17 protein-coding genes and 1 tRNA gene are annotated in these 16,054 nt (G+C 70.5%); 10 read left to right on the top strand and 8 right to left on the bottom strand.

Features of this window, described 5'->3' with window-relative positions; translation table 11 throughout:
* Window positions 1-10: 10 nt before the first annotated feature.
* The 4 genes from ABZ810_RS35390 to galU form a co-directional block, all read right to left on the bottom strand.
* The gene (locus ABZ810_RS35390; protein WP_358410720.1) at window positions 11-514 is read right to left on the bottom strand and encodes a MogA/MoaB family molybdenum cofactor biosynthesis protein; all 504 of its coding nucleotides are present in this window, start codon (window positions 512-514) and stop codon (window positions 11-13) included.
* Between the two features lie 84 nt (window positions 515-598).
* The gene (gene moaC, locus ABZ810_RS35385; RefSeq protein ID WP_358410810.1) at window positions 599-1,087 is read right to left on the bottom strand and encodes a cyclic pyranopterin monophosphate synthase MoaC; all 489 of its coding nucleotides are present in this window, start codon (window positions 1,085-1,087) and stop codon (window positions 599-601) included.
* Window positions 1,088-1,092: 5 nt separating this feature from the next.
* Window positions 1,093-2,316 (bottom strand): gephyrin-like molybdotransferase Glp, encoded by a 1,224-nt coding sequence (glp, locus tag ABZ810_RS35380; RefSeq protein ID WP_358410718.1) that lies wholly within the window; start codon window positions 2,314-2,316, stop codon window positions 1,093-1,095.
* Window positions 2,317-2,451: 135 nt separating this feature from the next.
* Window positions 2,452-3,360, bottom strand: coding sequence for a UTP--glucose-1-phosphate uridylyltransferase GalU (gene galU, locus ABZ810_RS35375; protein WP_358410716.1), 909 nt, complete (start codon window positions 3,358-3,360; stop codon window positions 2,452-2,454).
* A 144-nt stretch (window positions 3,361-3,504) separates the two neighbouring features.
* On the opposite strand from galU, the gene ABZ810_RS35370 reads away from it, so the two are divergent.
* The 4 genes from ABZ810_RS35370 to ABZ810_RS35355 all read left to right on the top strand — a co-directional run bounded on the left by ABZ810_RS35370 (window position 3,505) and on the right by ABZ810_RS35355 (window position 7,503).
* A complete protein-coding gene (locus ABZ810_RS35370; RefSeq protein WP_358410715.1) occupies window positions 3,505-4,062 on the top strand; it encodes a 5-formyltetrahydrofolate cyclo-ligase in 558 nt (185 codons plus the stop codon).
* Window positions 4,063-4,364: 302 nt separating this feature from the next.
* Window positions 4,365-5,354 (top strand): NAD(P)-dependent oxidoreductase, encoded by a 990-nt coding sequence (locus tag ABZ810_RS35365; protein ID WP_358410713.1) that lies wholly within the window; start codon window positions 4,365-4,367, stop codon window positions 5,352-5,354.
* A 127-nt stretch (window positions 5,355-5,481) separates the two neighbouring features.
* The gene (locus ABZ810_RS35360) at window positions 5,482-6,972 is read left to right on the top strand and encodes a potassium/proton antiporter (RefSeq protein ID WP_358410711.1); all 1,491 of its coding nucleotides are present in this window, start codon (window positions 5,482-5,484) and stop codon (window positions 6,970-6,972) included.
* A gap of 159 nt (window positions 6,973-7,131) precedes the next feature.
* Window positions 7,132-7,503 (top strand): FmdB family zinc ribbon protein, encoded by a 372-nt coding sequence (locus ABZ810_RS35355; RefSeq protein WP_358410709.1) that lies wholly within the window; start codon window positions 7,132-7,134, stop codon window positions 7,501-7,503.
* Between the two features lie 5 nt (window positions 7,504-7,508).
* On the opposite strand, the gene narJ is transcribed toward ABZ810_RS35355, so the two are convergent.
* The gene (gene narJ, locus ABZ810_RS35350; protein WP_358410707.1) at window positions 7,509-8,084 is read right to left on the bottom strand and encodes a nitrate reductase molybdenum cofactor assembly chaperone; all 576 of its coding nucleotides are present in this window, start codon (window positions 8,082-8,084) and stop codon (window positions 7,509-7,511) included.
* Between the two features lie 431 nt (window positions 8,085-8,515).
* Between narJ and ABZ810_RS35345 the strand changes: the two genes are divergently transcribed.
* The 5 genes from ABZ810_RS35345 to ABZ810_RS35325 all read left to right on the top strand — a co-directional run bounded on the left by ABZ810_RS35345 (window position 8,516) and on the right by ABZ810_RS35325 (window position 13,672).
* Window positions 8,516-10,660, top strand: coding sequence for an MMPL family transporter (locus tag ABZ810_RS35345; RefSeq protein ID WP_358410705.1), 2,145 nt, complete (start codon window positions 8,516-8,518; stop codon window positions 10,658-10,660).
* Window positions 10,661-10,878: 218 nt separating this feature from the next.
* Window positions 10,879-11,697: an S-methyl-5'-thioadenosine phosphorylase gene (locus ABZ810_RS35340; protein ID WP_358410703.1), complete on the top strand. Its 819-nt coding sequence runs from the start codon at window positions 10,879-10,881 to the stop codon at window positions 11,695-11,697.
* Window positions 11,697-12,287 (top strand): RcpC/CpaB family pilus assembly protein, encoded by a 591-nt coding sequence (locus ABZ810_RS35335; RefSeq protein WP_358410701.1) that lies wholly within the window; start codon window positions 11,697-11,699, stop codon window positions 12,285-12,287. Before ABZ810_RS35340 ends, ABZ810_RS35335 begins: the two co-directional genes overlap by 1 nt.
* 35 nt (window positions 12,288-12,322) lie before the next feature.
* On the top strand, window positions 12,323-12,724 hold the full coding sequence (gene mscL / locus ABZ810_RS35330; RefSeq protein WP_358410700.1) for a large conductance mechanosensitive channel protein MscL: 402 nt from the start codon (window positions 12,323-12,325) through the stop codon (window positions 12,722-12,724).
* Between the two features lie 528 nt (window positions 12,725-13,252).
* Window positions 13,253-13,672: an MscL family protein gene (locus ABZ810_RS35325; protein WP_358410698.1), complete on the top strand. Its 420-nt coding sequence runs from the start codon at window positions 13,253-13,255 to the stop codon at window positions 13,670-13,672.
* 26 nt (window positions 13,673-13,698) lie between these two features.
* Here ABZ810_RS35325 and ABZ810_RS35320 read toward each other — a convergent pair whose 3' ends face one another.
* Together ABZ810_RS35320 and ABZ810_RS35315 are read right to left on the bottom strand one after the other, a co-directional pair.
* Window positions 13,699-14,682: a D-alanyl-D-alanine carboxypeptidase family protein gene (locus ABZ810_RS35320; RefSeq protein WP_358410697.1), complete on the bottom strand. Its 984-nt coding sequence runs from the start codon at window positions 14,680-14,682 to the stop codon at window positions 13,699-13,701.
* A gap of 108 nt (window positions 14,683-14,790) precedes the next feature.
* Window positions 14,791-15,042, bottom strand: coding sequence for a hypothetical protein (locus tag ABZ810_RS35315; RefSeq protein ID WP_358410695.1), 252 nt, complete (start codon window positions 15,040-15,042; stop codon window positions 14,791-14,793).
* 254 nt (window positions 15,043-15,296) lie between these two features.
* Here ABZ810_RS35315 and ABZ810_RS35310 point away from each other — a divergent pair.
* Window positions 15,297-15,369, top strand: a tRNA-Arg gene (locus ABZ810_RS35310).
* Between the two features lie 403 nt (window positions 15,370-15,772).
* On the opposite strand, the gene ABZ810_RS35305 is transcribed toward ABZ810_RS35310, so the two are convergent.
* Window positions 15,773-16,054 carry a hypothetical protein gene (locus ABZ810_RS35305; protein WP_358410694.1) on the bottom strand — a complete coding sequence of 94 codons (282 nt, stop codon included), beginning with the start codon at window positions 16,052-16,054 and terminating at the stop codon, window positions 15,773-15,775.

Below are 16,054 nucleotides of genomic sequence, written 5' to 3'. Positions count from 1 at the left end.
GGACGTTTGGTCAGGTGCCGGGGGGCTCCGGGTGGTCGGGGCGGGGGTGGTCACCGCCGGCGATCTGGTCGATGGCGTGGTGGAGCACCGGGCCCAGGACGGCGATGCCGTCGCGGACTCCGCCGGTGGAGCCGGGAAGGTTGACGATGAGCGTGCGGCCCGCGACCCCCGCGAGTCCGCGCGAAAGGATCGCGGTGGGCACGGCGTCGCGGTTCTGCGAACGGATGGTCTCGGCGATGCCCGGCACCTCGCGTTCGATCACCAGGCGGGTCATCTCCGGCGTCAGGTCCATCGGGGTCAGGCCGGTGCCGCCGGTGGTGACGACCAGGTCGTACTCCGCCTCCACGGCCTCGCGGAGCACCTCGGCGACCGGATCGCCGTCCGGGATGACCACGGGCCCGTCCACCTGGCAGCCGAGTTCCTGGAGGAGCTCGACCAGGACCGGGCCCGACCTGTCGGCGTACACCCCGGCCGCCGCCCGGTTCGAGACGGTGACGGCCATCGCGCGGATCATCGTTCGGCTCCTCGATCGTCCTCGGCCGTGCGCGGCGTCGCGGCGGCCTGGCGTTCCGGGCGGGGGTTCAGGCGGTGAACGCCGTCAGGAGTCGGCGCGGCGGTAGGTGCCCGACCTGCCGCCGGTCTTCTCCTCGATCCGGACGTCGGTGATGACCGCGGCCTTGTCGATCGCCTTGACCATGTCGATGAGCGCCAGGCCGGCGACGGTGACCGACGTCAGCGCCTCCATCTCGACGCCCGTGCGGTCGGCGGTACGGACGGTCGCGCGGATGGCGACGCCGCCGTCCTCGACGGTCAGCTCGACCGCGACGCCGTGCAGCGCGATCGGGTGGCACAACGGCACCAGGTCGGGGGTGCGCTTGGCGCCCATGATCCCGGCGATCCGCGCGACCGACAGGGCGTCGCCCTTGGGCACGTCGCCGGAACGCAGCGCGCCGACGCACTCGGGTGACAGCCGGACGAAGCCGGTGGCGGTCGCGGTACGGGCCGACACGTTCTTGGCCGAGACGTCGACCATGCGCGCCGCGCCCGACGCGTCCAGATGCGTGAAACCGGTGAACTCCGAACCCATGGCGCTCATGACGGCAACCTCAAGACCTCGACATGCGAACCGGCGGGCAGGTCCACGGCGTCCTCGGCCAGCGCGATGAGCGCGTTCGCCGAAGACAGCGAGCCCAGCTGGTGGGACCCCTGGCCCTCCGCCGGAGTGACGGTATAACTGTGCCGCATCGGGGTGTCACGGTTGAACGTGAGCCTCCCCCGCACGAAATGCCGGAGCCCCTGAGGGGACCGGACGTCCTCGGCGAGCAGGGCCGTGACGGTGGGCAGCGGCTCCGGCGGCAGGCCCTGCATGGCGCGCAGCGCGGGCCGGACGAACACCTGGAACGAGACGTACGCGCTGACCGGGTTGCCGGGCAGCGTGAAGATGGGCGTGCCCTCCAGGAGGCCGAAACCCTGGGGCTTGCCCGGCCGCATCGCGACCTTGTGGAACTCCACGGTGCCGACCCCCGTCAGCACCTCCTTGACCACGTCCCGCGCGCCCATCGAGACCCCGCCGGACGTGACGAGCGCGTCGGCGCGCATGAGCTGGTCTTCGAGCGTCTCCAGCACCGCGCGCGGGTCGTCCTCGACCATCGTCTGCCGGTAGCCGACCCCGCCCGCCTCGACCACCGCGGCGGTGAGCATGAAGCTGTTGGAGTCCCAGATCTGCCCGGGCGCCAGATCGGTGCCGGGTTCGCGCAGCTCGCTGCCGGTGGAGAGCACGACGACGCGCGGCTTGGGCCGTACGGGCACGCGGGCCTTGCCGACCGCGGCGAGCATGCCGAGCTGGGTCGCGCCGAGCCGGACGTCGGGCCCGACGACGATCTGCCCGGCGACCACGTCCTCCCCGGCACGCCGGATGTAGTGGCCGGACGGCGCCGGGCGGCTGATCCGGACCGTGGCCGCGCCGCCGTCGGTCCATTCGACCGGGATGACCGCGTCGGCGCCCGCGGGCATCGGCGCGCCGGTCATGATGCGCGCGACCAGTCCCGGCCGGATCGCGCTCACGCCGGAGTCGCCCGCCGCGATGTCACCGATGACGGGCAGCACGGCCGGGTCGTTCTCGGAGGCGCCCGCGACGTCCTCGGCCACCACCGCGTACCCGTCCATCGCGGAGTTGTCGAACGGCGGCAGCGCCACCGGCGCCGCCACCGGCTCGGCCAGCACGCCGCCCGCCGCCTCCAGCAACGCCAGGTCCAGCGGCGCCAGCACCGGCACGTTCGCCAGGATGTCCGTCAGATGCTCGTCGACCGTCCTCATGCCGTCCTCCCCCGAGCCGGCCGCCCGGCCCATCGCCGTCACGCACGCCCACGACCCCGCGCACCTCGCCCGGGCCGCACCTCTCGCGGGCCGTGCCTGCGCGGGTCGTGCCTGCCCGGGTCGTGCCTGCGCGGGCTACGTGCCTTCGTTCTGGCGGACGAACTCGCGCAGCCAGGGCATGAACTCGGACGCCAGGTCCTCGCGTTCGGAGGCGAACTGCACGACCGTGCGCAGGTACTCCAGCTTGTTGCCGGTGTCGTAGCGGCGGCCGCGGAACTTCACGCCGTAGACGCCTCCGCCCTGCTCGGCGGGCATGTCGGCGAGCGTGCGCAGCGCGTCGGTCAGCTGGATCTCGCCGCCGCGGCCGGGCGGGGTCTTCTCCAGGACGTCGAACACCGCCGGGTCGCAGACGTACCGGCCGATGATGATCCAGTTGCTCGGGGCCTCCTCGACCGACGGCTTCTCGACGAGGTCGGTGATGCGGACGACGTCGGACTCGTCGGTCGCCTCGATGGCCGCGCAGCCGTACGCCGACACCTGGTCGGGCTCGACCTCCATCAGCGCCACGACGCTGCCGCCGTGCTTCTGCCGCACCTCGATCATCCGGGTGAGCAGCTGGTCGCGGGCGTCGATCATGTCGTCGCCGAGCAGCACCGCGAACGGCTCGTCGCCCACGTGCTGGCGGGCGCAGTGCACCGCGTGCCCGAGGCCGCGCGGCTCGCCCTGCCGGACGTAGTGCATGATCGCCAGGTCGCTGGACTCGCGCACGGCGGCCAGGCGGTCGTCGTCGCCCTTGGCGCGCAGGGCGTCCTCCAGTTCGTACGCCCGGTCGAAGTGGTCCTCGATGGACCGCTTGCTGCGCCCAGTGATCATCAGAACGTCGGTGAGGCCGGCCGCGACCGCCTCCTCGACGACGTACTGGATCGCAGGTTTGTCGACGATGGGCAGCATTTCCTTGGGGGTCGCCTTGGTGGCGGGCAAGAATCGGGTACCGAGACCGGCCGCCGGGACGACAGCCTTGAGTACAGGTGCGAAGTCGGCCATGCAGAGACCCTAGCCACCGAGAGCGAGCAAAACGTGCACCACCCTGAGAGGGAGGCTGAAATCTCCATAAGAAACTCGGCGAAACCCGCCGGTGACCGGTCAGGGCCCGAGAACGGCGGCGACGTACGTGACGCCAAACGCGAGTTGAGGCGGTCGTCGCTCGAAGCGCGAGCACAAATGCCGGAGGACGAACGCGCCGCCGCGGCCCGTTCCATGCGTGATGCCCTGTTTTCCGTTCCCGAACTGGAAATGGGCGGAACGATCGCCGCGTACGTCTCGTTCGGCACCGAGCCGGACACCCGCGCGCTGGTCTTCGGATTGTGGAAGCGCGGCGGGTACGTGCTGCTGCCCAAGCTGCTGCCGGACGGTGATCTCGACTGGGCGTCCTACGAGGGCCCGGACTCGCTCGTCCCGGGGCCGAGGGGCCTGATGGAGCCGAGCGAGCCGCCGCGCGGGCCGGCGGCGGTGGCCAGCGCGGACGTGGTCCTGGTCCCGGCGCTGGCGATCGACCGCGGCACCGGGCTGCGGCTGGGCCGCGGCGGCGGTTCCTACGACCGCGCGCTGGCCAGGGTGGGCCCGGCGATCCTCACGGTCGGGCTGGTGTACGACGCGGAACTGGTGGACGCGGTGCCGGGCGAGCCGCACGACCAGCGGGTGCGCGCCGCCGTCACCCCGGGCGGGGGCCTCCTCCGCTTCTCCTGACCCGCCACGCGGTCTCCCCTGACCGGCTGCTCAGGGCCCGGTCGGCTTCCCCAGGGCTGCCGCGCAGCTTCTCCAGGGCTGCCGCGCAGCTTCTCCAGGGCTGCCGCGCAGCTTCTCCAGGGCTGCCGCGCAGCTTCTCCTGGGCGGCGGCTCGGCCTCCCCTGGCGGCCGATACCCCACCTGGGCGGCTGCTCCCGGCGGGCCGGTCGGCAATACGCTGGGCCAGGACATGATCGCGACTGACCCCGGGCCGCCCGCCCGGTGGCGGCCGCGTGCTGGACACAGGACGCTGGAGGTTCGAGATGGCGGCTCCGTGGCGGATCCTCTCCCTGCCCCCGCTGGACGAAAGCCTGGTGCGCGGGCTGTTCGCGGGGCTGGGCGATCAGGCGGAGATCACGTTCCCGGCGTCGCGCGACCGGGACGGGCTTCTCGCCGCCCTGCCGGACGCCGAACTGGTCATCGGTGACTTCACCGGGCGGCTGGCGCTGGACGCCGACGCCGTGGCCGCCGCGCCGAAGCTCGCCTTCGTCCAGCAGCCGTCGGTCGGCACCGACAGCCTCGACCTGGACGCGCTGGCCGCCGCCGGGGTGCCGGTCGCGAACGCCGCCGGGTTCAACGCCCGGGCCGTCGCCGAGTGGGCGGTCGGCGCCGCGTTCGCCCTCTGCCGCAACCTCGTCTGGGGCGACCGGCAGGTCCGCGAGGGCAAGTGGCCGCAGATGGAGCAGCTGTCCCGGAGCCCGCGGGAGATCCACACGCAGCGTGTCGGGATCGTGGGGTACGGGCCGATCGGCGAGGAGGCGGCCCGGCTCTTCGGCATCCTCGGCTGCCCGGTGTCGTACTGGTCGCGCCGGCGCCGCCCGGAGGCCGCCGCCACCTACCGCGAGTTCGACGACCTGCTGGCCACGTCCGACATCCTGGTGATCGCGATCCCGCTCACCGCCGAGACCACCGGCCTGCTGAACGCGGCGAAGCTGGCGCTGCTGCCGCCGAACGCGCTGCTGGTGAACGTGGGGCGCGGCGGGATCGCGCCGGACGCCGACGTCCTCGCGGCGCTCGAGTCGGGCACGCTGGCCGGGGCCGCCCTCGACGTCTTCGAGCAGGAGCCGCCGCCCGCCGACCATCCGCTCCGCACGCACGAGAACGTCCTGGTCTCGCCGCACACGGCGGGCGGCAGCAACCAGTCCCAGATCAAGCTGGTGACGATGGTCCAGGAGAACGTGACGGCGGCGGTCTCGGGCCGTCCGGTGGCGAACGTGGTGAACGGCATCGATCCGCAGGTCAGGCGCCGCTGAGGCCGTCCGTCCCGGAAGTCCGCGCGGCACTGACGCAGGGGCATCGGTCAGTCGCAAATAGGTGATCCGTATACGAATCTGTAGGATCACTTAACGATCAGGCTTCCACGACCCCGAAGGGTGGGATGTGCATCTCGACGTCTGGCTACTCCTCGGGGCCTCACTCATACTCTGTGCAATCGTCGCGGTGCGCCTCTCGCATCAGGCGGGCCTGCCGAGCCTCCTGGCCTATATGGGCATCGGCCTGTTCATCGGCGAGTCCGGCCCGTTCCACATCCAGTTCGACAACGCCTACCTCGCCGAGACGCTCGGACTCGCCGCCCTCGTCCTGATCCTCGCCGAGGGCGGCATCACCACCAACTGGCGGCACGTCCGCCCGGCGGTGCCCGCCGCGCTCGCGGTGTCCACGATCGGCACGCTGATCAGCATCGTGGTGGTCGCGGTCGCCGCCAACTGGCTGATCGGGCTCGACTGGCAGCTGGCGTTCCTGCTGGCCGCCGTCCTGGCGCCGACCGACGCCGCCGCCGTGTTCTCGGTGTTGCGGCGGCTGCCCCTGCCCTCCCGGCTGAGCGGGCTGCTGGAGGCCGAGTCCGGGTTCAACGACGCCCCGGTCGTCATCCTCGTCGTCGCGCTCAGCGCCACCACGCACGGCGAGATGCCCAACCTGGCCGAGCTCGCCGCGATCATGGTCTACGAGCTGGCGGCGGGCGCGGTGGTCGGCCTGGCGATCGGCTGGCTCGGCGCGTACGCGCTGCGCCGGGTGGCGCTGCCCGCGTCCGGCCTCTACCCGATCGCGGTCCTGTCGCTGGCGGTCGGCTCGTACGGCGCCGCGGCGCTGCTGCACGCGAGCGGCTTCCTCGCCGTGTACGTGAGCGCCCTGATGCTGGGGAACGCGCGGTTGCCGCACCGGCCCGCCACCCGCGGATTCGCCGAGGGCATCGCCTGGCTGGCCCAGATCGGGCTGTTCGTGATGCTGGGCCTGCTGGCGTCCCCCAGCGAGCTGCCCCGGCAGATCGTGCCCGCCCTGGTGATCGGCTTCGTGCTGCTGCTGATCGCCCGCCCGGTGTCGGTGGTCCTGTCGACGATCCCGTTCCGGCTGTCCTGGGGGGAGAAGATCTTCGCCTCCTGGGCGGGGCTGCGCGGCGCGGTGCCGATCGTCCTCGCCACGATCCCCATGGTCGAGCAGGTGTCGGGGGCCGGTCGGCTCTTCTCGATCGTCTTCAACATCGTGGTCGTCTTCACCCTCCTCCAGGGCCCGACGTTGCCGCTGGTCGCGCGCTGGTGCCGGCTGCGCAGCGACGAGCAGGCCCGCGAACTGGACGTGGAGGCCGCCCCGCTGGAGGAGCTCCACGCCGACCTCCTGGAGATCAGGGTCCCGGCCGACTCCCGGCTCAACGGCGTCGAGATCTTCGAGCTCCGCCTGCCGGTCGGGGCGTCGATCACCCTGGTCGTCCGGGACGGCAGCAGCTTCGTCCCCGAGTCGACCACGGCGCTCCGCGCCGGCGACACCCTCCTGGTCGTCACGACCGCCGAGGTCCGCGAAGCCGCCGAACGCCGCCTCCGCGCCGTCAGCCGCCGAGGCAAGCTGGCCGGCTGGTTCGGCGAGACCGGCACCTGACGCCGCTCCGGGACGTGGCCTGGTGGCCCTACCCGGTCACGCGGGCGGGGCTCGGAAATACGCCCAGGGCGAATCGTGTTCCAGTGACGGGTACCATTTAGCAGTCGTTCTACAGGAGTGCCAGTCCCGGCACCGGGGCTGTGTCAGCGAGGAGGAACCGTGCCGACGTATCAGTACGTTTGCACCGAGTGCGGCGAACCTCTCGAGGTCGTTCAGAAGTTCAGCGACGACGCGCTGACCGAGTGCCCCACCTGCACCGGCAAGCTGCGCAAGGTCTTCTCCGCGGCGGGCATCATCTTCAAGGGCAGCGGCTTCTACCGCACCGACAGCCGCGGCTCGAGCAAGTCGTCGTCCACGGTCGGCGCGGGCAACGGCGCCGCCTCGTCCAACGGCGGATCCGGCGACAAGTCGGACTCGACGACGTCGTCCTCGTCGTCCTCGCCGTCTTCCTCCTCTTCGTCGGACTCCTCCGGCGGCGGGAGCGGCTCCTCGTCGTCGTCCGGCGGCGGGTCGAGCACCAAGGTCGCCTGAGCCGTCTAAGCCGACGAGCCCCAGGTCTCGAGGGTCATGGCCAAATCTCCGCCGGCCGGCGGGGTGTGGTCATGACCCTTTTCGGCGTTCCCGCGCGGCTCCGGCAGTGTGGCGCAGACGGCCTCCACCAGCGCGGCGTACGGCGTGCACTGGGCGACCAGGCCCGACCGCACGCGTTCCAGTGCGGCACGGTGCTCCAGTAGCAGCCATTCGTCGGCGCAGTGGGCCGCGAACTCCAGGACGACCGGCAGGAAGTCGGGCTCCTCACCCTCCCCCTGGCCCCATTCGGCCGCGCGGTAGAGATCGGCGAGCCGGGTGCGGGCCGCGAGCCGGTGCTCGGCGTCGAGCCCGGAGTGGTACGTCAGGTGGAGGCTCGTGCAGCGCCGCATCTCCATGTACTGCACCCCGAGGCGTACGGGCGTCGTCCCCTCGGCGTGGTCGAGGAAACCGGCGAGCGGGCGGGCCGCCGGACTCGGCGACAACTCCTCCACCACCGCGCGCAGCATCGGCCGGCGGTTGTAGAACCGCTGGTCAGGATAGGTGAGCAACAAAGCGGCAGCCCGCCACACCACGATGTCCACTTCTCCCCCGAACGCCGAAGTGACCGCGTGAGGTGATCGTTCCCGCCCGGGTGGGACGCTAAGCGGACGTAGCGCCACGTTCTTCCCGCCGCGGCTCTCCGACCAGGCGGCATGTTCGCTCCCCTCCTCACGGCCGAGCCGCGAGCGCCCTTCTACGCCACGGGGCGTAGCCGCGTGCGAGGAGTTCACTCGGAAGATGTAGCCGCGGTCACCACTCGAGCCCGACGCGCTCGCACCTCTCGCGCGGCGAACATCAGAGCATGCACGAAACCGGCCCGCGCCCCATCTCGAGCACCGCCCGCTCCACCTCCGCCCATGGGCTGGACCGGTTTCGAGATAGTACTTGACAACTCTCTAATCGAGAGACAACCTGAACCAGACACGACATATCTCGAAGTTTTCCACGATTGACGAAGACCTGGGAGAAGACCATGAGCGCACCGGGCCAGAGCCACGCTCCCCCCAAGGGACGGGCCTACCGATTGGCCGGCGTGATCGCCGGTAGACGTACCAAATGGGCGGTGCTCGCCCTCTGGATCGTGGCGCTCGCCGCGCTCGGCCCGCTGGCAGGCAAGCTCGGCGACGTCGAGAAGAACGACGCGGCCAGCTGGCTGCCCAAGAGCGCCGAGTCGACCCAGGTCGTCAAGCTCCAGGAGCAGTTCCGCGCGGACGAGACGATGCTCGCCGTCGTCGTCTACGAACGTTCCGGCGGCGCCGTCACCGCGGCCGACCAGGCCAAGGCCAAGGCGGACGCGGCGGCGTTCGGCAAGCTGCCCGGCGCGCAGGAGGTGCAGGGGCCGTTCACGTCCAAGGACGGCAAGGCGCTCCAGACTCTCGTGCCGCTGACGGACGAGGACGTCACCAAGGCCGTCGACGACGCTCGCGACCTGTCCAAGCGGGGCCCGCCCGGCCTGAACGCGCACGTCACCGGCCCCGCGGGCGGCGGCGCCGACATGTTCAAGGTCTTCGAGACGATCGACGGCTTCCTGCTGATGGCCGCCGGCATCGTCGTCATCGTCCTGCTGCTGATCATTTACCGCAGTCCCGTTCTCTGGTTCGTCCCCGTCCTCAGCGCCGTCTTCGCGCTCGGCCTGGCGCAGGCCGTCGTCTACCTGCTCGCCAAGAGCGGCGGCGTCACCGTGAACGGGCAGAGCGCCGGCATCCTCACCGTCCTGGTCTTCGGCGTCGCCACCGACTACGCGCTGCTGCTGGTGGCCCGCTACCGCGAAGAGCTGCACCGCCACGAGGACCGCCACGAGGCCATGGCGTACGCGCTGCACCGCGCCGGCCCGGCCATCATCGCCTCCGCCGCCACCGTCGCGGTCGGCCTGCTGTGCCTCCTGGTCGCCGACATGAACTCCACCAAGGGCATGGGCCCGGTCGCCGCGGCCGGCGTCCTCACCGCCCTGGCCTCCATGACCACCCTGCTGCCCGCCCTCCTCGTCATCTTCGGCCGCTGGATCTTCTGGCCGAAGCGCCCGCACTTCGAGGCCAAGTACCTCGACCCCGACGCGTACGACAAGGAGCACGGGATCTGGAGCCGGGTGGCCCGGCTCGTCAGCTCGCACCCCCGCGCCATCTGGGCCCTCACCTCGGTCGGCCTGGTCGCGATGACGTTCGGCCTCACCTCGCTGAAGGCCGACGGCCTCTCGGACGCGGGCCAGTTCGTCGACAAGCCCGACTCGATCGTCGGCGCCGAGGCCGTCGCCCGGCACTTCCCCGCCGGCTCCGGCGCCCCCGCCGTCGTGATCGCCAACGCGTCCGCGTCCGACGAGATCGCCCGCGCCGTCGCCGGCACGCCCGGGATCGCCGAGGTCGGCAAGCCCGCCACCGTGAACGGCCTCGTCCAGTACGAGGCGACCCTGGCGAACGCCGCCGACAGCAAGGCCGCACAGAACACCATCGACCGGCTCCGCGACAACGTCCACCGCGTCCCCGACGCGAACGCCAAGGTCGGCGGCCAGACGGCCACCAACCTCGACATCCAGCGCGCCTCGGTCCGCGACAACAAGGTCATCATCCCGATCGTCCTGGTCGTGGTCTTCCTCATCCTGGTGGCGCTGCTGCGGGCCCTGGTCGCGCCGCTGCTGATGATGGCCACCGTCGTGTTGTCGTTCCTGGCCTCACTGGGAGCCTGCGCGCTGATCTTCGATCACGTCTTCGGCTTCGAGGGCACGGACGCGGGATTCCCGCTGCTGGCGTTCATCTTCCTGGTCGCCCTGGGCGTCGACTACAACATCTTCCTCATGCACCGCGTCCGGGAGGAGTCGCAGACCCTCGGCACCCGCCGCGGCGTCCTGCGCGGCCTCACCGTCACCGGCGGCGTCATCACCTCGGCCGGGCTCGTCCTCGCCGCGACCTTCGCCGCCCTCGCCACCCTGCCGCTGGTCTCGATGGCCGAGATGGGCTTCGTGGTCGCGTTCGGCGTCCTGCTCGACACGATCATCGTCCGCTCGCTGCTCCTGCCGGCCCTGTCGTTCGACATCGGCCGCCGCATCTGGGCGCCGAGCCGCCTGGCCAAGGAGAAGCCCACCACCGCCCAGGAGCCGCCCAAGGTCCTCGACCCGGTCGGCTGATCCACCCCGGGGACCGGAGCGCTCACTCCAGACCCCCGGCCCGCAAGAAGGAAGGGGCCCGGCAACCTCCCGCCGGGCCCCTTCCCCATGCCCATCGGGTCCTTCCACTGCCTGGCGGGCCTTCCCCTCACCACCCGGTCTTCCGTCCGCAGTGGAGTTATCCACAGGTGCGAGGGGGGGCTCGCAGCGGCGGTGATCTGCTCGTTAATGTCAGCGGCATGACAACGCCTTCCGCACCCTCGGCCGAGATCGGCGTCATCGGCGGCTCCGGGTTCTACTCGTTCCTCGACGACATCGAGGAGGTGACGGTCGACACCCCGTACGGCCCGCCCAGCGACCCCATCGCCATCGGCGACCTCAACGGCCGCCGCGTCGCGTTCGTACCCCGGCACGGCCGCGACCACCGCTTCCCGCCGCACAAGATCCCCTACCGCGCCAACCTGTGGGCGCTGCGCTCCCTCGGCGTGCGCCAGGTCGTCGCCCCCAGCGCGGTCGGCTCGCTCACCCCCGGCTACGGCCCCGGCACCCTCGCCGTCCCCGACCAGTTCGTCGACCGCACCACGGCGCGCACGCAGACCTACTACGACGAGGCCGCCGCCATCCACGTCTCGATCGCCGACCCCTACTGCCCCACCGGCCGCGCCGTCGCCGTCGACACCGCCCGCCAGGCCGACTGGACACCGGTCGACGGCGGCACCCTCGTGGTCATCGAGGGGCCGCGCTTCTCCACCCGCGCCGAGTCGCACTGGTACGCGGCGCAGGGCTGGACGCTCGTCGGCATGACCGGCCACCCCGAAGCCGTCCTCGCCCGTGAGCTGGCCCTCTGCTACACCCCGCTCTGCCTCGTCACCGACCTCGACGCCGGCATCGAGGAGGGCGAGGGCGTCACGATGGAAGAGGTCTACCGCGTCTTCGGCGACAACATCGACCGCCTCCGCGCCGTCGTCTCCGACGTCATCACCGCGCTCCCCGCCGACCGCACCTGCCCCTGCCCCCGCACGCTGGACGGCATGAAGCTCCCGATCGAGCTCCCCTGATGAAGGCCCGCTTAGCCCGCCGGCGCCGCCCGCTCGCAGCCGCCCTGGCCGCGGCCGCGACGGGCCTGGCGCTCCTCGCCCTCCGTCCCGCCCCGCCCCCGTCCGTCACCGTGATCGCCGCCGCCCGGGACCTCCCGGGTGGCGCCGCCCTCCGCCCGGGCGACGTCCGCGCCCTCGCCCTGCCCACCGCCCTGGTCCCCGACGGCGCCCTCCGCTCCCCCGCCACCGGCCGCGTCCTCACCGGCCCCGTCCGCCGCGGCGAACCGCTCACCGACGCCCGCCTGCTCGGCCCCGGCCTCCTCCGCGACCACACCCCCGGCGTCGTGGCGACCCCCATCCGCATGTCCGACCCGACGTCCACCCGCCTCCTCCAGCACGGCGACCGCATCGACGTCCTCGCCACGCCCCCCGCCGACCAGCCCGCTTCCCCCGCCACGCCCGTCGTGTCCGCGGTGACCGTGATCGCCGTCCCCCGGGAGGAGCCCACCGACCAGGGCGCCCTCATCGTCGTCGCGACGTCCCCGACACAGGCGGCGGCACTCGTCACAGCCTCCGCACGATCAAGATTGTCGCTGACTATCGTGGGGTAACTATCCGTAACTGATCGAGTACGAATCGGGGGGCCATGGAAGGCTTCAAGAAGTTCCTCCTGCGCGGCAATCTGGTCGAACTGGCCGTCGCGGTCGTCATCGGCGCCGCCTTCGGCGCCCTGGTGACCACCCTGGTCTCCTCGTTCATCACGCCCCTGATCGCCGCGATCGGCGGCCAGCCCGACTTCGCCTCCCTCTACTTCACGGTGAACGGCTCCAAGTTCACCTACGGCGTCTTCCTGAACGCCCTCATCTCGTTCCTGATCATCGCCGCCGTCGTCTACTTCCTCGTCGTCTCCCCCGTCGCCAAGCTGATCGACCGGGCCAACCGCAACAAGGAGGCCACCGAGCGAGACTGCCCCGCCTGCCTCAGCGAGATCCCCGTAAAAGCCACCCGCTGCAAGTACTGCACCACCGAAGTAACCCCCACCGCCTAATACGAAAATCCCCTGCGCAACCAGAAAGCGAGCGCCCACCCACGCCCGCCCACTCCCCTGCCCACACTCCACCCCCGCTTCCCCGCCCACCCCCTCCGCGCCTTCAGCCCACGCCGATCTCGGGCCTGCACCAGGACCACGACGAACGCAACCAAAGTCCGACCGCCTCCAGGTCCGCACACACGCCCTTAGACCAGGACCAATCCCGGCCCCCAAAAGGGTCCACCTATGCGATCTTTCTCACGGCGGCGCATCTCGTTCCTGATCACGGCGGCGATCATCTACATCCCGTCGTGCCGCCGATCGGCGAGGTGGTGACGCGGATGGGGCACAGAGGAGGAGGTCGGCGAGAGCGACTGTCCGCGCTGCCTGAGCAGCGTTCCGATCAAGACAACGCGTTCTGCGCGTTCTGCACGTTCTGCACGTCGCAACTTGAGGAGAGCGCGGCCCCCGCCACCGCGTGATCGAGCCGCCTCTGTGGGTACAGGCGGTCGTGTACACGACCCCCTACCCCCGCAGGAGCATTCCATGGGCGGCTTCAAGAAGTTCCTGATCCGCGGCAACCTCGTCGACCTGGCAGTGGCGTTCGTCGTCGGTGCGGCGTTCGCGGGCCTGGTCAAGGACTTCGCGACGTCCTTCATCGCGCCACTGATCGCCTTGTTCGGAGGCGAGCCCGACTACACGAAGCTGGCCGTCACCATCAACGGGACCAGGTTCCCGTACGGCGTCTTCCTGACGTCCGCGATCACGTTCTTCATCACCGCGCTGATCGTCTACTTCGTCGTGGTGCTGCCGACGACCAAGCTGATCGAACGTCTGGACCGCAACAAGGACGCGACCACGCGCGAGTGCCCGCAGTGCCTGAGCGACATCCCGATCAAGGCCCGCCGCTGCGCCCACTGCACGGTCGAGGTGGTGCCGACCGCCGAGGCCCCGGCGCAGGCCTAGGACGTGCCCCGGAGTCGAAACAGGCCTTAGTCGTCCTCGTCCTCTGTGCCGTACTCCCAGTGCCAGGGCTCGAACGGGTTGGAGTAGGCCCACGCCGGGTGGCGCCAGCCGTACTTCCCGGCGTTGGCCTCCAGCCAGTTGAACTGCAACGATCCAGAGTTCTGGACGCCGCCGCACAGGTCGACCGCCTGGCCCTTGCCGTGGTTACTGGTGCCCGGCACCGCCGCGAACCCGGGCCGCTGCGCGTACACGCGGTTCTGGTTGGCCAGGCTGCGGTACGAGTCGGTGACGCACATGTCGCGCCCGAACCGCCGTTTGTACGCCGCGTTCAGCTTGTAGAAGCCCAGCGCCGCGTCGGCCCGCAACTGCTCGCCCTTCTGCGGCAGCGGGCACAGGTACTTGCTGGGGATCAGCCCGTTGGGGAACTTCCGGGCGTTCGCCGCCAGGCTCTTGTCGCAGCCGAGTTCGAGCCGCCGGTCACGGCCGATGCTCATGCGGTTGAGCGTCGCCGTGAGGTCCTTGGTGAGCTGGGTCGACTTGTTCCTGAGGCCGTCGATCTCCTGCTGAAGCCTGGTCTGCTCGACCGCGTTCTTCGACTGGAGGTCCTGCGCGGTCGACGAGAGCTGCTGCCGGCGGCTCTGGAGCTCGTCGGCCTTCTTCACCAGGGCGTCCTGCCCGTTCGCCAGGTGGGTGACGTCAGCGGTGGCGCGCAGCGCGTCGTTGAGATCGCCGCCGCCGAAGATGGCCATCGACCCGGCGGCGCCCGGCTGCTGGTAGGACGCGTTCGCGAGCCTGGCCAGCGGTTCGCGGATGCGGTTGAGCTCCGCCTCCGCCTTGCCGAGATCCTTCAGCGTGACACGCAGCTTGTCTTGGGAGCGTGCCAAATCGCGTTTGCGGCCTTCCATCTGTTTGGTGGCCTTCTCCAGTTGCGTGCGCGCCTCGGTGGCCTGCCGCCGCAACGCCTCAATCGGGTCACTCTCCGCCCGCGCCGCCCCCGGTGCCAAGATCACCAGGAAAACCGCAGCCAGCGCCGCTGACCGAGGGGTTGGCACTCGTTCCTCCTGCATGCCCGGAGCAATCCGCAGGAACGGTACTACAGGTTCTGAGTGACCAGAGCGTTACCGGACGCTGTAACCGTTCCGCTGGCACCACCGGCGCAGGAACGGGACGTCCTCCCAGCCCCGCGGGCACCTCCGCGCCTCGGCCGACGGCCGCCGCGTCGGCTTGCGCGACGGCGTCACCGTGGCCCGCGGCGTCGACCGCGGCGCCCGCGTCTGCACGGGCCGCGGCGGAACGTACTCGCCGTACGTCGGGTACGTCTCCGACACCGTCGGCGTCGGCTGCGTCTGCGCCACCTGAGGCCGCTCCACCTGCGGCTCCTCGCCCCCGCGCCGCGACACGATCCCCACCACGAGCACTACCGCGACAACCGCCGTGACAACAGCAGCGATCACCTGCCACGGGGCTCGCTTCAACCCCGATAGGTCCCCTCGATGCCGTCCCGTCACGGCAACGAAGCGTACCGATACGAACCGATCAGGCCTATAGCCCGTCGATAAGGAGGAGCCATCGGTGCTCCCGTTCCTCTACCCTGTACTTGCCGTCCGCTACGCTCGACGGCGTTGCCTCCGTAGCTCAGGGGATAGAGCACCGCTCTCCTAAAGCGGGTGTCGCAGGTTCGAATCCTGCCGGGGGCGCCTCCAAGATCAGCCAAAACAAGCCCCTGACCAGCGACTACGCCAGTCAGGGGCTTCATGCTGTGTGCGGTTGTGTGCGCTAGATTCGGCGCTGTGCGGCCAGTCCTGCCCAATGCCTGCCCACGGGGCAAGCGGGTGGGATTCCGACCATCAGTCCTTGAGCGCGTCTGAGATGCGCCTCCGGGCTTGATCGTGCTGCCCGTCGATGCACTTGGCGTAGACCCTGAAGCGCCGCGGGGTACATCAAGCTGAACGGGATCGGCGGCCGCCTGGCCCAGACCACGATCGAGGTCACCCAGGACGGCTACCGGCAGCTCGAGCAGTGGGCCCTGGCCCTGGGCGATCGCGTCGAGTCGAAATCAACACCCAAGGGCGGCAACTGAAACCTCTGATGGATCCGGACTCAATCGATCTCCGGCGGCTCAGACCTGCTTCCAAAAAGGTAATCATAGGCAGCCTGCAGGTACGAATACAGCTCATCCTCGTCATCAAACGAAACATAAGTTTGATGGAACCAGTCGTCCACAGAAAGGGAGCGTTTCGCAATCAATTCCTGCATCCCCTTCTTGACCGCCGCCGCATAGTCGGCCGAACCCGCCTCGAGAACCTCTTTCATGCTTTCAAGGTCATTGACCTGTTCGACATGCAGGCCAACCTCGACAAATTTCTGAAACTGATCATTCAC

Origin of the sequence: Spirillospora sp. NPDC047279 (assembly GCF_040643285.1) — a bacterium.
GTDB lineage: Bacteria > Actinomycetota > Actinomycetes > Streptosporangiales > Streptosporangiaceae > Spirillospora.
This window is presented reverse-complemented; position numbering and strand designations above follow the sequence as displayed.

Excerpts from the sequence above, each read along its gene's own strand:
- ABZ810_RS35390 (WP_358410720.1), bottom strand. The coding sequence starts at position 514 with ATGATCCGCGCGATGGCCGTCACCGTCTCGAACCGGGCGGCGGCCGGG.
- moaC (WP_358410810.1), bottom strand. The coding sequence starts at position 1,087 with ATGGGTTCGGAGTTCACCGGTTTCACGCATCTGGACGCGTCGGGCGCG.
- glp (WP_358410718.1), bottom strand. The coding sequence starts at position 2,316 with ATGAGGACGGTCGACGAGCATCTGACGGACATCCTGGCGAACGTGCCG.
- galU (WP_358410716.1), bottom strand. The coding sequence starts at position 3,360 with ATGGCCGACTTCGCACCTGTACTCAAGGCTGTCGTCCCGGCGGCCGGT.
- ABZ810_RS35365 (WP_358410713.1), top strand. The coding sequence starts at position 4,365 with ATGGCGGCTCCGTGGCGGATCCTCTCCCTGCCCCCGCTGGACGAAAGC.
- ABZ810_RS35345 (WP_358410705.1), top strand. The coding sequence starts at position 8,516 with ATGAGCGCACCGGGCCAGAGCCACGCTCCCCCCAAGGGACGGGCCTAC.
- ABZ810_RS35340 (WP_358410703.1), top strand. The coding sequence starts at position 10,879 with ATGACAACGCCTTCCGCACCCTCGGCCGAGATCGGCGTCATCGGCGGC.
- ABZ810_RS35335 (WP_358410701.1), top strand. The coding sequence starts at position 11,697 with ATGAAGGCCCGCTTAGCCCGCCGGCGCCGCCCGCTCGCAGCCGCCCTG.
- mscL (WP_358410700.1), top strand. The coding sequence starts at position 12,323 with ATGGAAGGCTTCAAGAAGTTCCTCCTGCGCGGCAATCTGGTCGAACTG.
- ABZ810_RS35325 (WP_358410698.1), top strand. The coding sequence starts at position 13,253 with ATGGGCGGCTTCAAGAAGTTCCTGATCCGCGGCAACCTCGTCGACCTG.